This window comes from Actinosynnema pretiosum, assembly GCF_002354875.1.
GTDB lineage: Bacteria > Actinomycetota > Actinomycetes > Mycobacteriales > Pseudonocardiaceae > Actinosynnema > Actinosynnema auranticum.
Window position 1 is genome coordinate 5542724 of the sequence record NZ_CP023445.1, and the last position, 14942, is coordinate 5557665.

General features: G+C 73.4%; 13 protein-coding genes. 5 read left to right on the forward strand and 8 right to left on the reverse strand.

All coding sequences use genetic code 11. The annotated features are described in order from the left end of the window. Window positions 1–14: 14 nt before the first annotated feature. Together CNX65_RS23400 and CNX65_RS23405 are read left to right on the forward strand one after the other, a co-directional pair. The gene (locus CNX65_RS23400; RefSeq protein ID WP_096495690.1) at window positions 15–554 is read left to right on the forward strand and encodes a flavin reductase family protein; all 540 of its coding nucleotides are present in this window, start codon (window positions 15–17) and stop codon (window positions 552–554) included. Window positions 555–770: 216 nt separating this feature from the next. Next, window positions 771–1316, forward strand: a complete 546-nt coding sequence (locus CNX65_RS23405) for a pyridoxamine 5'-phosphate oxidase family protein (protein WP_096495691.1) — start codon at window positions 771–773, stop codon at window positions 1314–1316. Between the two features lie 141 nt (window positions 1317–1457). Here CNX65_RS23405 and CNX65_RS23410 read toward each other — a convergent pair whose 3' ends face one another. From CNX65_RS23410 to CNX65_RS23420, 3 genes are all read right to left on the reverse strand, one after another. After that, window positions 1458–2309, reverse strand: a complete 852-nt coding sequence (locus CNX65_RS23410; protein WP_096495692.1) for an NAD(P)H-binding protein — start codon at window positions 2307–2309, stop codon at window positions 1458–1460. Between the two features lie 198 nt (window positions 2310–2507). Next, window positions 2508–3689, reverse strand: a complete 1182-nt coding sequence (locus tag CNX65_RS23415; protein ID WP_015803420.1) for an acyl-CoA dehydrogenase family protein — start codon at window positions 3687–3689, stop codon at window positions 2508–2510. A 315-nt stretch (window positions 3690–4004) separates the two neighbouring features. Continuing rightward, entirely contained in the window at window positions 4005–5396 is a 1392-nt protein-coding gene (locus CNX65_RS23420) for an MFS transporter (RefSeq protein ID WP_177154328.1), read from the reverse strand. 169 nt (window positions 5397–5565) lie between these two features. Here CNX65_RS23420 and CNX65_RS23425 point away from each other — a divergent pair, with 169 nt between their 5' ends. After that, entirely contained in the window at window positions 5566–6012 is a 447-nt protein-coding gene (locus CNX65_RS23425) for a winged helix-turn-helix transcriptional regulator (RefSeq protein WP_015803422.1), read from the forward strand. Window positions 6013–6095: 83 nt separating this feature from the next. Here CNX65_RS23425 and CNX65_RS23430 read toward each other — a convergent pair whose 3' ends face one another. Together CNX65_RS23430 and CNX65_RS23435 are read right to left on the reverse strand one after the other, a co-directional pair. After that, window positions 6096–6497 (reverse strand): YybH family protein, encoded by a 402-nt coding sequence (locus CNX65_RS23430; RefSeq protein ID WP_096495694.1) that lies wholly within the window; start codon window positions 6495–6497, stop codon window positions 6096–6098. Between the two features lie 60 nt (window positions 6498–6557). Beyond that, window positions 6558–7745, reverse strand: a complete 1188-nt coding sequence (locus CNX65_RS23435) for an acyl-CoA dehydrogenase family protein (protein WP_096495695.1) — start codon at window positions 7743–7745, stop codon at window positions 6558–6560. Window positions 7746–7976: 231 nt separating this feature from the next. Between CNX65_RS23435 and CNX65_RS23440 the strand changes: the two genes are divergently transcribed. Both CNX65_RS23440 and CNX65_RS23445 read left to right on the forward strand, forming a co-directional pair. Then, window positions 7977–8396 carry a YybH family protein gene (locus CNX65_RS23440; RefSeq protein ID WP_096495696.1) on the forward strand — a complete coding sequence of 140 codons (420 nt, stop codon included), beginning with the start codon at window positions 7977–7979 and terminating at the stop codon, window positions 8394–8396. Window positions 8397–8573: 177 nt separating this feature from the next. Continuing rightward, the gene (locus CNX65_RS23445) at window positions 8574–9098 is read left to right on the forward strand and encodes a DUF2087 domain-containing protein (RefSeq protein WP_096495697.1); all 525 of its coding nucleotides are present in this window, start codon (window positions 8574–8576) and stop codon (window positions 9096–9098) included. Between the two features lie 92 nt (window positions 9099–9190). Here the strand turns inward: CNX65_RS23445 and CNX65_RS23450 are convergent, their stop codons facing one another. The 3 genes from CNX65_RS23450 to CNX65_RS23460 form a co-directional block, all read right to left on the reverse strand. Continuing rightward, a complete protein-coding gene (locus CNX65_RS23450; RefSeq protein ID WP_096495698.1) occupies window positions 9191–10705 on the reverse strand; it encodes an alpha/beta hydrolase in 1515 nt (504 codons plus the stop codon). Between the two features lie 228 nt (window positions 10706–10933). Then, window positions 10934–13579 carry a beta-L-arabinofuranosidase domain-containing protein gene (locus tag CNX65_RS23455; protein WP_198320545.1) on the reverse strand — a complete coding sequence of 882 codons (2646 nt, stop codon included), beginning with the start codon at window positions 13577–13579 and terminating at the stop codon, window positions 10934–10936. After that, entirely contained in the window at window positions 13576–14937 is a 1362-nt protein-coding gene (locus tag CNX65_RS23460; RefSeq protein WP_096495699.1) for an aminopeptidase P family protein, read from the reverse strand. The genes CNX65_RS23455 and CNX65_RS23460 overlap by 4 nt, the downstream gene beginning before the upstream one ends. Window positions 14938–14942 lie beyond the last annotated feature (5 nt).

Genomic DNA, 14942 nt, shown 5'->3' on the forward strand with positions numbered 1-14942 from the left:
GAGGGGATCACAGCATGTCCGAGCAAGCGCACGTCGCAGCCGGTGGAGTGGGCACCGCGGAACCCGCCGGGGCCGTGGACCCGAAGGAGCTGCGGTCGGTCATGGGCCGGTTCGCCACCGGCGTCGTGGTGGTCACCACCGGCGGCGAGCACGTCCACGGGATGACCGCGAACGCCTTCGGCTCGGTCTCGCTCGACCCGCCGCTGGTGCACGTGTGCGTGGCCCGCAGCGCGGTCATGCACCGGGCGCTGACCTCGACGGGCCGGTTCGGGGTGTCGGTGGCGGCAGCCGACCAGGAGCCCGCCGTGCGCCACTTCGCCGACCGCGAGCGCGTGCTGGGCGCGGCCCAGTTCGACGTGGTCGACTGGGCGCCGGGCCCGCTCACCGGGGCGCCGCTGCTGACCGGCGCGCTGGCCTGGCTGGAGTGCGAGGTGGTGACCGCGCACCCCGCGGGCGACCACACCCTGTTCCTGGGGCGGGTGCTGGGCTGCGGGTCGGGCGCGGAGCAGGGGGCGCTGGTGTTCCACCAGGGCCGCTTCCAGCGCGTCGGCTGACCGCGCGGCGCGCGACCCCGGTCGGCGCGCGGGCCGGTACGGCACCGCGGTGTGCCTCGGTAACTTCAAAGTGCGTTCTTACCCGAGCCCCCGCGCCGCGCCACCATGGATCCGGACCGGTCGAACCGGGTCCGTCAAGGCCGTCCGCGCGGCGCCCGCCGCCGGGACGGCACACCTCGCCGCCACGTGGCGGCGCCACTCCCACAGGGGGCCACGATGAGGAAGGTCGTCAGGTCGTTCGCCGACCTCCAGGACCCGTTCCTCGCCTACATCCAGGACATCGTCTACGCCACGATGACCACGGTGGACAAGAGGAACCGGCCGCGGGCACGGGTGCTGCTGCCCATCTGGGAAGTGCGCGACGGCGTCCCCATCGGGTGGATCGCGGCCTACCGCACCCCGGTGAAGGTCGCGCACCTCGCCCGCAACCCGCACACCACGATCTCCTACTGGAACCCCAAGCAGAACGCGGTGTTCGCCGACTGCCGCGCCGAGTGGGTGCAGGAGGACCAGGAGGTGCGCAGGGAGATCTGGGAGCTGTACCGCAAGGGCAGCCCGCCCGGTGTCGGCTACGACCCGGCGAACTTCTGGCGGCACGGCCCCGAGGACCCCAAGTTCGGGCTGATCAAGCTGGAGCCGTGGCGCATCCAGGTGCTGCGGGGCTTCGACCTGAGCAGCGTGTTCTGGGAGGCGCCCGACGCGGACGACGAGCAGGTCGACGCGCCCGCGCCCGCGGCCCTGGCGGTCGAGCACGACGTCTGACCCCCGCGCGACGCGCCCCACGGGGTCGGCTCGCCCCGGCCTCGGCGTCGTGCGGAAGGTGGAAAGGCCCGCCGGTTCCCCGGCGGGCCTTTCCACCTTCCGGCGGTGCTCCGGTCGTGCGGGGCGGGCGGGCGGTCCGGCTCAGGCCGCCGCCCACACGCCCCGGCTCGCCGCCTCCTTGGCGAAGTCCGCGAACGCGACGGGCGCGCGCCCGGTGACCTGCTCGACGGTGAAGGTGACCGCGCTGCTGGTGCCCTGGTCGATGCGGGCCACCAGGTCGCCCACGAAGGTGGCGTAGTCGGCGGGCACGCCCGCGCCCACCAGCTCGGCCTCGTAGTCCCGCTGGCTGACCGGCACGTACCGGACCTCGCGGCCCGCGGCGTGCCCGATGACCTCCACGGCCTCGGCGAAGGTGAGCGCGGCCGGGCCGCTGAGGTTGTAGACCCGGCCGTGGTGCCCGTCCTCGGTGAGCGCGACGGCGGCGACAGCGGCGACGTCGGCCACGTCCACGAACGCCTCCGCGCCGTCGCCTGCGGGCAGCGGCAGCTCGCCCGCGCGGACGCCGTCCAGGAGGACGCCCTCGTCGAAGTTCTGGTTGAACCAGCTGGGGCGCAGGACCGTCCACTCCAGACCGGAGCGCTCGGCGGTGTCGGTGCCCGCGTGCAGGTCCTTGCCGCCGATGGCCCCTGCGGGCCTGGCCTGCAGGGCGACGACCCTGGTGACGCCGAGGTCGGCGGCGCGGGCGTAGAACCGCTCGATCATGGTCTCGGCGTCCCACTGGCCCGGCTTGTCCTGCTGGTCGACCAGGTAGACCGCGCCCACCCCGGTGAGCGCGCGGCCCCAGGTGGTCTCGTCGTCCCAGTCGAACCGGACCTCCCCGCCGCGCGAGGCGGCGCGCACCGGCACGCCCCGGTCGCGCAGCAGCGGGACCAGTCTGCTGCCGGTCTTGCCGGTGGCGCCGAGCACGAGGATCGGCTTGGTCTTCTTCGGCATCGCACAAGCCCTTCTGGGGGTCGGGGTGGCCGCGCGCGGGAACCCGCCTGGCGGGCGCGCGGGGGCCGGGCGGGTCGGGGGGAGGTTCGGGGTGGCGGGGCCGCGCCCGTCCCGCCGCCGCGCGGAGGGGCGCGGGCGGCGGGACGGCGGGCCGGGTCGTGCTCCGCTTCCGGGACACGACCTAGGGATTGCCCCGCGTCACAGGAAGGGGGTGTCGGGCGACAGGCCCAGCAGCACCCGGCCGTGCAGCTCCATGTTGGTGTTGAACAGGAACAGCGCGTGCAGCGACAGGCCGAGCATGTCGCGGTGGAAGCGCTGGAACGGCACGTCCCGCGAGATCGACGACGCGCCCGACGCCTCGTGCAGCGCGACCACGGCCTCCTTCGCGAGCTGGATGGCCATGCCGACCTCGCCGCGCGACTGGGCGCGCTCCTCCACCGACGGGTAGGTGCCCGCGTCGGCGTGCGCCTGGAGGCCGGCGGTGATGCGGTCGGCGAGCGCCTCGGCGGCGGCGATGCGGTTCTTGGCGGTGGCGACCTGGATGTGGGTCAGCGGCGACTCGCTCTGGTTGGTCCAGGGCGTGTAGGTGATGCCGCGTCCGGGCAGCCGGTCGAGGAAGGTCTCGTAGGCCCCCTTGGCGATGCCGATGTAGGCGGCGACCGCGCCCACCATGATGTAGGGCAGGAAGGCGTAGTTGCTGCCGGTGGCGCCGCTGTTGGCTCGGTCGGCGGCGCCCGCGCCGAGCAGCTCGGGCAGGAACAGCGAGCGGTGGGTCGGGACGAAGACGTCCTCCACCGTGGCGGAGGCGGAACCGGTGCCCTCGGCGGCGCTGGTGTCCCAGTCGTCGTTGATCGTCACCTCGGAGGTGGGGACCACGACCACGTAGGGCAGGCCGCCGTCCTCGGTCACGTGGACCGCGGCGAGGGTGACCCACTCGGCGGCGTGCACGCCGGAGAGCCACTTCCAGGTGCCGTTGACGGTCCAGCCGCCCTCGGCGGGCACGATCGTGCCGGTGGGGGTGAAGCCGGTGGAGACCTTCAGGTCGGGCTTGGTGAAGATCTCCTGCTGGGCCTGCTCGGACAGCGTGGTGTGGATCCACGCGCTGGCCTGGAGGATCATCGCCGCCCAGCCGGTGGCGCCGTCGGCCTTCGCGACGGCCTCGAACACCTTGGCCTGGTCGGCGAGCGGCAGTTCGAGGCCGCCGAAGCGGCGGGGGGTGGTGAGCCGGAAGACGCCCGCCTGCTCCAGCAGGCTCAGGCTCTTCTCGGGAACGCGGCGCTCGCTCTCGGCGTCAGGACCGTTCGCGCGCAGCGCGGGCGCGATTTCCGCGACGGCTCCCAAAACGGTCGAGACATCGACAGCGAGGTCGGTCGTCGTCATTACTGCCTCCTGATCGGCACTGGCTCTTGACTGGCCGCGACGGCGCTCTTCCCGTTCAACGGCAACGAATTCGACCCTAGTGCGGCGAGCGCGGAAGGCGTTTTTCCTCCGGTAATCGGGCGGTTGCGGTGGTCATCGCGCGGTAATCGCGGACGCGGGGTTCCCGGTGGGGCGCGGGTAATCGCGGGCGAATCGCCGGGCGCGGGTTCGCCCGCCGCGCGGGCACGAACGCGACCGGCCCCGGTCGCGGGAGGCGACCGGGGCCGGTTGCTCGACGTCGGGGAGGGGCCCGACGTCGGGGGGAGCCGCGGGGGATCAGCCCGTGGTGGGCTGGGTCTGCACCGCGACGGGCTCGGCGGAGGCGCGGGAGCGCAGGCCCGTGGCCACCACGACGAGCGCGACGAGCGTGGCGACGAACGGCACGAGCAGCGCCTTGTGGTAGCCGTCGAGGGCGGTGCCCGCGGTGGCGGTCAGCGAGGCGGCCACGGCGAGGCCGAGCGCCGCGCCGAACTGGAACGAGGTGTTCCAGATGCCGCCCGCCAGGCCCTGCTCCTCGTCGGCGATGCCCTCCACCGCGACGATCGTCAGCGGCCCGTAGACCAGGGTGAAGGCGATGCCGATGAGCAGCATCGTCGGGAACATGCCGGTCCAGTAGTTCGCGTCGGCCGGGACGTCCAGGAACAGGAAGTAGGCCAGCGCCAGCGACACGAAGCCCGCGAACAGCACGACGGGGTTGCCGAACCGGTCGACCAGCTTGGGCGTGAGGGTCGGCGCGAGCACCGAGTCGATGCCGATGACCAGCAGCGCGATGCCGGTCTCCAGCGCGCCCCAGCCGCGCAGGTCCTGCATGTAGAGCACGGTGATGAACTGGAACCCGAAGAACGAGCCCGCGAACAGCACGGTGGCGATGTTGGCGCGCACCAGGTTGGCGCTGCGGAAGATGCCCAGGCGCACCAGCGGCTCCTTCGAGCGCCTCTCCGCGATCACGAACGCCACCAGCAGCACGGCGCTGATCGCGGCGGTCAGCACGGTCCGGCTGACGGGCACCTCGGGCGCCATGACGACGGTGTAGACCGCGCCGACCGCGCCCAGGGTCATCGTGGCGGCGCCGAACACGTCGTACTTCTGGCCGGGGACGCGCGGCGGCGGGGTGTCGTGCTCGATCAGCTTGACCGCGAAGCCGAAGATGATCGCGGCGAGGATGACCGGGGCGAAGAAGACCCAGCGCCAGCCGATGGCGGTCAGCAGGCCGCCGACGACCAGGCCCAGCGAGAAGCCGCCTGCGGCGGTGCCCGCGTACCAGAGCAGCGCCCGGTTGCGCTTGGGGCCCTCGGCGAAGCTCGTGGTGATCAGCGACAGGCCCGCGGGGGTCATGAACGCGGCGGCGAGGCCGGTGATGGCGCGGGAGACGATGAGCATCCAGCCCTCGGTGGCCAGGCCGCCGAGACCGGAGAACACGACGAAGACCGCCAGCCACAGCACGAACATCTTGCGGCGGCCCAGCAGGTCGGCGGCCCGGCCGCCCAGGAGCATGAACCCGCCGTAGGCGAGCACGTAGGCGCTGACGACCCACTGGAGCTCGCCCGCCGACATGCCGAGCTCGTCCTTGATGGAGGGCAGTGCGACGCCGAGCATGGAGATGTCGACGCCTTCGAGGAAGATCGAGCCGCACAGCACGAAGAGCAGTGCGGCGTCGCGCGCGGTCATGCGCACGGGCCCGTCTAAGGATGGGCTGTTCGGGGTCGCGGACACGGTCAGTCAGCTCCTTGTCGAGGGACGCGCGAGGGATCAGTGCCCGCGCCGCCGGAGGCGGTTACCTTTCGGCACGTCGGTTCCCTCTTGTACGTAAAGGCATGATCAGTCACCATGCAGAGCTGTGGAAGAAGGCACTTTAAAGTCACTGAGTCTCTGCGGTGATACCGAGGACTACGGGGCCCGGCAGTGGGACACGAGGGCGGACTGCGAGGTGCGCCAGATCCTGGACCGGATCGGCGACAAGTGGTCCCTGCTGGTGATCGCGCTGCTCGACCGCCGGATGCTGCGCTTCTCCGAACTGCGCAGGCTCATCGACGGGGTGAGCCAGCGGATGCTGACGATCACCCTGCGGCACCTGGAGCGGGACGGCCTGGTGAAGCGGACCGTGCACCCGGTGGTGCCGCCCAGGGTCGACTACGAGCTCACCCCGCTGGGGGTGAGCCTGCACGCCACGATCCAGGCGCTGGTCGACTGGACCGAGGACCACCAGCCCGCCATCGCCTCGGCCCGCGACGAGTACGACCGGCGCGAGGGCGCCCAGGAGCAGGCGGTCGCGGTCGACCGCTGATCCGGGTCCGCGCCGGGTCGCCCCGCCGCTGGGGCGGGGCGACCCGGCGCGGCTGCCCGGCCGGTCGGCCGCGGGGTTGCCGGTCAGGCGGGCTCGTTGCCGCCGAACGCGTCGTCGACGGCGTAGCGCCACTTGCCGTCGGAGCCCTTGCGGACGACGTCGACGCCGACGCCCTCCAGGTGCTCGGGCTCACCGTCGACGCCGGTCATGTCGATCTGCCAGTCGATGATGAACAGGACCGTGTCGCCGGTGACGTAGCGCTCGCGCTCGACGGCGGTCATCGTGGGCGTGCGGGAGAGGAACTCGCGGGCGTACTCGCGGCGGGCCTCGCCGGAGAGCGGCGCGAGCGGCTCCCACACCGCGACGGCCTCCTCGGTGTAGAACAGGTCGAGCACGTCGGGGTCGTTGGAGTTGAACGCCTCGACGTAGTGCTCCAGGTGCTTGTCGACGTCCTCGGTGGGGCGGATGGTCGTGCTGGCGGTCATGGCGCTGTCCCCTTCAGGAGGTGCGGTGGTCGTGGTCCGGCCGGGGTCCGGCAGGAGGGATCAGAGGAAGAACGTGTCGGGTTCGAGGCCGAGCAAGACCCGCCCGTGCACCTCGAGGTTGGTGACGGGGGCCATCAGGCCGTGCAGCGCGAGGCCGACGGTGTCCCGGTAGACGCGCTGGAGCGGCACGGACTTCTGGATGACGGAGGCTCCGGAGAGGGTGTAGAGGATCTCCACGGCTTCCCTGGCGAGCTGGATGCCGTAGCCGACCTGGCCGCGGAAGGCCGCCTTCTCGGCGGTGGTGACCGCGACGCCGCTGTCGGCCCGGTCCTGCATGAGGCCGGTGATCCGGTCGCGCAGCCCCTCGGCGGCGGTGATCTTGTTGGCGGCGGTGCCGACCTGGATCTGCACGTGCGGGTGCTCGGACTGCTCGGTCCAGCCGGTGTAGGCGATGCCCCGGCCGGGCGCGCGGTCCTGGAACAGCTCCAGGGCCTGCTTGGCCAGGCCGATGTACACCGCGAGGGACGGGACCATGACGTAGGGCAGCAGGCCGTAGTCGCGGCCGCGCAGGCCCTGGTTCCAGCGGTCGCCGGTGGTGCCCTCGACGATCTCGGCGCCGTCCACGACGAAGTGGGCGGGGACGAACAGGCCGCGCACGGACGAGGTGGAGCTGCCGGTGCCCGCGGCGGAGGAGACGTGCCAGTCGTCGGCGACGGTGAACTCGGAGGCGCGCACGAGCGCGTAGCGCTCGTCGTGCGACTCGCCCTCCTGGTCGGGGTGGACGACCATGGCGGCGACCATGTTCCAGTCGGCGCCCCGGATGCCGGTGTTGAACCGCCACGTGCCGTCGAGGGTGAAGCCGCCCTCCACGGGGGTGAGGGTGGCGGTCGGGGTGAAGCCGCCGGAGACGCGGACCGAACCGCCCGCGTACACCTCCTCCTGCGCGCGGTCGGGGTAGGCCGCGACGAGGCCCGCGCTGGACATCCAGGCGTTCACCGTCCACGCCGTGGAGCCGCAGCCGCGCGCGACCTCCTCGACGATGGCGACCTGCTGGGCCACGTCCAGGTCGAGGCCGCCGAACTTGGCGGGGACCGGCGCGCGGAAGACGCCCGCGTCCTCCAGCAGCTTGATGTTCTCCTCGGGCAGCCACCTGCGGTCCTCGGCGTCCTGGGCGTTGGCGCGCAGCCTCCCCACCAGTTCGCGGACCGCCTCTAGGGTCGCGCGACCGCTCCGCTCGGTCTCCTGCATGACACCTGGCCTCTCGTCGCTTCGGCTGTCGGCTCGCTCGGTCCGGAACACTAACGACGGATTCGGGAATTGTTCTCACCCATTGGTAATCCGCCGCTCCGGAGAAATCCGGTTACCGTCTCGTGAGCGGTCGGTGAAAGGGGTTGGGTTAGTTTTCCAGGGCGTTGCAGGTGCTGCCTGAAAGATGGTCACGCGGACCCGATCCGCCCAGAAGGAAGCAGGACGGAAAAGATGTCCACCGCACTCCGGGTCGACCCCGACTTTCCCGACCTCACCGACGACATCGACATCCAGAACGACATCTTCATCGACGTCTTCAACTCCGGTGACGGCGCGCTGTTCGACAAGCTGTACCGGCCGGACGCGATCTCGAACTTCTCCGGCGGCCAGCTGACCGGTGCGCCGCGCAAGGCGTGGTTCGAGCAGTTCCTGGCGCCCAAGCCGCACCTGGAGGCGACGCTGACGCACGCCTACGTGGCGGGCGACGTGTCCCTGATCGGGGTCACGTTCATCATCCTGACCACCGACGAGGAGGGCAGGAAGGTCAAGATCACGGGCCGCTGCACGGACGTGCTGCGCCGCGGTGACGACGGCCGCTGGCTGATGTGCATGGACCGCCCGGTGATGGACCCGCCGGAGTTCGTGGACTAGCGCGGAGCCCGCAGGGCCGAGGTGACCACGCCCCACGGCTGTCGGTCCCGACGGGGCGGGCGCGCCCGGTGGCCCCCGCCCCGCCGCGCGGGCGGGCGGCCACCGGGTCGCGGGGCGGTCGGGTGCGCGGGGTCGCTGCTACGATCGCGGCCCCGTACCCGACCGCGAGGTGCCGCCGTGCCCGAGCCCGCCGACGCACGCTCGCCGTCCTGCGGAGACCTGGCCGGTCTGCTGGCCGAACCCGCGCGCCTGGCCGCGTTCGCCGCGCTGGTGCTGGGGGCGGGGACGGTGGACGAGGTGGCGGAGGCGGCGCGGTTGACGCGCGCGGACGCCACGCGGGCGCTGCACCGGCTGGTCGACGGCGGCCTGGTGGCGCGCGAGGGCGGGCGGCACGCGCCGGTGGCGGAGGTGTTCCGGACCGCGGTGCGCGCCGAGGCGCGGCTCGGCGGGGCGTCCGGCGACGGCGCGGGGGCGTACTTCCGGCGGGGGCGGTTGACCGCGGTCCCCGGTGAGGCGGGGGTGCGCTCGAAGGTGCTGACCGTGGTGGCGGACTCGTTCGCGCCGGGTGAGGTGTACCCGGAGGCGAAGGTGAACGCGCTGTGCGGCGAGTGGTTCGACGACTGGGCGACGCTGCGGCGGGCGCTGGTGGACGAGGGTCTGCTGACGCGCTCGCACGGGGGCGAGGCGTACCGGCGGGCCTGAGGCGCGCTCCCCCGGCGCACGTCCGCGGCACGTGCCCGCGCCGCGCGCCGACTCCCGCGGGGTCGACGCGCGGCGCTTGGAGCGGTGCGGGGTTACCCGATCACGCCGGTCTCGGCCGGGGCCTGCTGCCGCGCCGGGGTCTCGGCGGCGCACTCCACGTCGCGCGCCGGGAGCTTCCCGCCGAGCAGGTAGGCGGTCACCCTGTCGTTCGCGCAGGCGTTCCGGCCCACCAGGTACGCGCCGTGGCCGCCCTGGTCGACGGTGATCATCGCGGCCCGGTCGCCCAGCGCGCGGCGCATCGAGTTCGCCAGGGCGAGCGGGGTGGCGGGGTCGCGCTCGTTCTGCACGACGAGCACGGTGCGCGGGCCCTTGTCGGTGATCTTCACGGGCTGCTCGACCGGGTCCGGCCAGAAGGCGCACGGGGTGATGTTGCCGCCCGCCGCGCCGAACATCGGGAAGCGCTCGCGGTCGGTCTCGACGTTGCGCTCGTAGGTCTTCACGGACTTGGGCCAGCGGGAGTCGCCGCACACGATGTGCAGGCGGCCGGAGATCAGGGCGTCGACCTCCGCCGGGGTGGGCAGCTCGCCGGGCGGCAGCGGGAGCGGGTCGCCCGCGGCCAGGGTCTGCCAGGTCGTGGCGAGGGCCTGGTTGGCGGCGTCGGTGGTGCGGTACAGGCTCACGAAGGTGAGCAGGCGGAAGAGGCCGCCGTCCACGCCGTGGACGGGCTCGCGGTCAAAGCGCTCGGCCAGCTCGAAGTACTTGGCGCGCACCTGCTCCCCGGTCGCGCCGAGGCCCAGCTCGGGACGCGCGGCGACCCACTTCGCGAAGTCCGGGAAGGTGTCCTCCACGCCCTGGCCGTACGCGCGGGTGGCCCCGATGTCCCAGCCCTGCGCGCCGAGGTTGCTGTCGATCACGACGCGCTCGGCTCGGTTCGGGAACAGCGTGGCGTACACGGCGCCCAGGTAGGTGCCGTACGAGTAGCCGAGGTAGGAGACCTTGCGCTCGCCGAGCGCGGCGCGGACGGCGTCCAGGTCGCGGGCGGCGTTCGCGGTCGTGTTGTGCGGCAGGGCTTCCGCGCTCGGCGAGGCGAGGCACTGCTTCGCGATCTGCTCCACCTCGGCGGCGCGCTCGCGCACCGAGCCGGGGGTGACCGCGTACGGCGGGATGCTGCCGTCCGCCTGCTGCTCCTCGGTGAGGTCGCAGCTGACGGACGAACTGCTCCCGACGCCGCGCGGGTCGACGGCGACGACGTCGTAGGCGTCGAGGACGCTCTGCGGCATCTTGAGCACGTCGCGCAGCTGGGCCGGGAACGTGAGCGCGACGGACGGGCCGCCGGGGTTGGTGAGCAGGACCCCCTTGCGCCGCGCGGGGTTCTTGCTCGCGACGCGGGACAGGGCGATCTCGGTCTTGCGCCCGCGCGGGTCGCGATAGTCCAGCGGGACCTGGAGCGTGCCGCACTCGACGCCCTCGGCGGCGACGTCCTCGGGGCAGTCGGCCCAGGCGACGGCGGGTGTGGCGGCGGCGCCCGGTTCAGCCGAGGACACCCCCGCGACCAGCAACGACGCCGCGGTGGTGAGCACCGCGGTCAACGACAACGTCCTTCGCATCAACCGATCCCCTCGTCGTGGCCGACGCGGTGGCGCCGACGGGGACCAGTGGAAACCATGCCGTTGGGGCACGGTCAAGGACGGCGGGGAGCTTCCGACCGGCGGTGGGGGTGGGGGTCGACTTTCGTCGGTGCGGGGAGGGCTGGTGGTAGGACGTGGTCGGCGACTTGGGAGAACCCCGAGGGCGCGGCCCCCGGAAACCGGGAACCGCGCCCTCGGGATCGGTCGTCACGCCTGGCGCGGCGGCAGGACGACCCGGTGGACCTGCGAGGTGTTGCCCGCCCGGTCCGTCGCGGTGAACTCCAGGACCTGGGGTTCGTCGTGCAGCGCCCTCGTGAACGGCTCCTGGTAGACGCCCCAGAAGGTCTCCGCCGTGCGCCAGCGGATCCGGTCCACGCCCGACACGTCGTCGGTCGCGTCCAGGGTCACCTCGACGTTGCTCGGGCCCAGGGACCTGACCTTGGACTTCGGCGTCGGGGGCTCGCTGTCCACGGAGACCTCGGCGCGCGCGTGCACCACGCGGCCCAGCGAGTCGGTCGCCCGTGCGCGGAGCACGTGCCTGCCCTCGCCGGGGGCCTGGACCTCCGCCGTCACCGGGGACCAGTCGGCGTCGCCGAGCGCGGCTTCCAGGTCGGCGGGCTGGACGGTGCTCACCTTGAACGCGGGCGCGCTGGTGTACCAGCCCGACGGCGCCCGCTCGCCGAGCACGTCGACCCGCAGCACGGGCAGCGGCTCCTGCGCGCCGATGTCACCGGGCAGGGACCACTCGACCACCCCGTCGCGCAGGACCGGACCCGCGTCCGAGTCCGGGAGGAACGCCGACGCCCTCGGACCGGAGCCGTCCAGGGTGCTGGACGCCGCCGCCTGCAGGACCGCCACGGCCTCCTCGCGGTTGAGCAGCCCGGCCCGTGCGGCGCGCACCGCGTTGGCGTGCGCGGAGAGGAGGAACTCCTCGTAGGTCGCGTGACCGCCCGAACCCCACAGGCCGGTCAGGAACGACCAGCCCGTCCCGTCCTGGCGGTTCGGCACGCCGGGATCGCTGCCCGCGAACGCGATCTCCTCGTCCGACAGCCGCAGGTACAGGTGGTAGCGCGCGTCACCCCCGGACCACGCGGGCTCGAAGGTCAGGCCGCCGAACGACACCAGGTCGCCGTCCCGCTCGTAGCCGACCAGCGAGCCGTCCAGGCCCCGGAACGCCGCGGGCGACACCGGCAGGACGGTGGCCGACTCGTCCCTGGCCAGCAGCACGGTCGGCCCCAGCTCCGCGCTCACCAGCGTCGGGTCGTCCACTGTGGACACCAGGCGCAGCGGCAGCGGGAGGTCCAGCGCGACCTCGTCGCCGGGGCGGAAGTCGCCGGACACCACGGTGAAGCCCTCGGCGGTCAGGTCAGCCGGAGCGCCGTCCACCGAGAAGCCCGCCGCGGCCCACGACGGCACCCGCAGGTGCAGCTCGCCGGAGAAGTCCGCGTCGAACTCCACCACCACCCGCCCGTCGCGCGGGTACCCGGTGCGCAGCGCCACCGTCCCACCGCCGGGCAGCGTCACCCGCGACGGCACGTGCCGCGCCACCACGAGCTTGCCCGGCGCGTGGAACCACACCCAGTCCTGGTGCTTGACGTGCGTCTCCAGACCCGTTCCACCGCAGCAGGTCCCGACGTTGTCGTACTCGCGCACCGCCCCCGCGTCGACCGGGTACATGTACACGACCTCGGGCGAGACGTCGGACGAGACGTCCGCGCGCGAGCCGACCATGTGGTTCAGCCACGCCCGCTCGGCGTACTCCGGGTACCGCGCGTGACCGGTGCGCGCGAACAGCGACCGGGCGATCTTGAGCAGGTTGTACGTCGCGCACGACTCGGCGTTGCGCCTGCCGATGAACCCCGCGACGGTGTCCGCGGGCCCCCACAGCTCGCCCTCGCCGGTGCCGCCGTGCGCGAACGCCCGCCCCGGCACGACCTGGTCCCACAGCGCGGTCACCGCGTCCAGGTACCGCGCCTCGCCGGTCGCGTCGTGCTGGTCCAGGTGCCCGAGGAGCATCGGCAGGTGCTGGTTCGCGTGCATCCCGTCCAGCAGGTCGCGGCCCTGCGCCGCGCCCTCCAGCAGGTGGTCCAGCTCGAAGGCCGCCGCCGCGCGCAGGAACACCCCCTCGCCGGTGATCCGGTGCAGCGCCGCCAGGCTCTCGTTCATGCCGCCGAACTCACCGGCGATGTACAGCGACCACATGCGCTGCAGGTGCGCGCGCTCCAGCCGCAGCACCCGCCCGGCGACCCAGTGGCCCATGCCGACCGCGAGCTCCAGCGCCTGCTCGCTGCCGGTGTGCTCGTGCGCGTCCAGCAACCCGGCCATGATCTTGTGGCAGGTGTAGTACGGCGCCCAGATCTCGCCGTACGGGGCCAGGTCCTCCAGCCGGGAGAACTGCCACTCCCCGTACGCCGCCAGGAATCCGGGGTGGCTGTAGCGGCCGGTCGCGGCGAGCGCGTCGCGGACCTCCGCGAGCCCCGCCACGATCTCCCACGCCTTGGCGCGCAACGACTCCTCGCCGGTGGACGCGTGCGCGAGCGCGACCATCGACAGGAAGTGCCCCGCGTAGTGCCCGCGCAGCAGGCTCGCCGTGGGGGCCACGCCCGCGCCGGGGTACTCCTCGGCCGACCACGGCTGCTCGTCCGGGTGGCCGAAGTCCTCCCAGTTGCCGGGAGGGAGCGCGCCGCGCGTGTCCAGCCCGGCGTTGGCGCGGAACACCGCCAGCACCCGGTCGACCGGGAACACCCGCGCCAGGTGCAGCATCTGCCCGGCGGCGCGCGACTGCACGCCGTCCAGCAGCTCCACGTCCCGCAGCGGGAACGGCTCCAGCGCGAACGGCGCCGGGCCGGTCACCGGGCGGCCCACCGCTCGATGCCCGCCGCGTCGATCGGCAGCGCCCCGGACAGCACGTCGCTGCCGGTCGCGGTCACCAGCAGGTCGTCCTCCAGGCGCACGCCGATGCCGCGCAGCTCCGGCGGCACCGTCTCGTCGTGCGCGTGGAAGTACAGGCCCGGCTCGACGGTCAGCACCATGCCGGGGCGCAGCGGGGCGCCCTGGTACTGCTCGTACGCGGACGAGCCGCAGTCGTGCACGTCCAGCCCGAGGTGGTGGCCGACGCCGCACACCAGGTAGCGGCGGTGCTCCTGCCCGCCGGGGGCGAGCGCCTCGTCGACGGACACCGGCAGCAGGCCCCAGTCGTGCAGCCCGCGCGCGATGACCTCCATCGACGCGAAGTGGAAGTCGCTGAACGTGTTGCCGGGCTTGACCTGCGCCATGCCCGCCCGGTGCGCGGCCTCGACCAGGTCGTGCACGGAGCGCTGCTGGGGCGTGAACGCGCCGCCGACCGGGATGGTGCGGGTGACGTCGGCGGTGTACAGGCTGCGGGTCTCCACGCCCATGTCCAGCAGCAGCGTCTCACCGGGCAGCACGGGCCCGTCGCAGCGCACCCAGTGCAGGATCGGCGCGTGCGGGCCGGAGCCGACGATCGTGCTGTAGCCGGGGCCGTTGCCGAAGGTGCGGGCGTGCCGGTCGAACGTGCCCTGGAGCCACCGCTCCCCCAGCCCGCGCGCGACGGCGAGCGGCACCTCGTCGGCGACGGCGGCGAAGCCCACGACGGTCTGGTCGACCGCCTCGCGCAGCTGGCCGATCTCCCACTCGTCCTTGACCATGCGCAGGTCGGACAGCACGACCCGCTGCCGGTCGGCGTCCTCGGCGGCCGTGCCGTCGTGGTCGGCGATCGGGCGCACCGGCAGGCCCAGCGCGCGCTCCCAGGCGGCGATCCCGGCCGACGGGCCGACCCACAGCTCGCCGTGCGCGGCGCTGGCGTAGAAGTCGCGCTCGCCGGGGCGGGCGGGCGGCGGCAGGTACAGCACCGCGTCGTGGCCACCGGTGCGCGGGGTCATCACCAGCACCCCGCCCTCGACCTGGCAGGAGGTCGCCCACACGAAGTCGCTGCCCGCGCGGAACGCGTAGTCCGCGTCGCCGTTGCGGTTCGGCGCGCGCCCGGCGGCGAGCACCACGGTGCGGCCGGGCAGCGCGGCGCTGATCCGGTCGCGGTGCTCGGCGGCGGCGCGCGCGGCGGCCTCGTCGACCGGGGCGGGAACCTCGCGGTCGGCCCAGCCCTGCCCGATGCGGGACAGGAAGCCGGGGCTGTCGTCGGCCAGGCGCGGCGGCTTGGTGCCCGCGTGCGGCGGGACGGTGGCCTCGGTCATCGGTT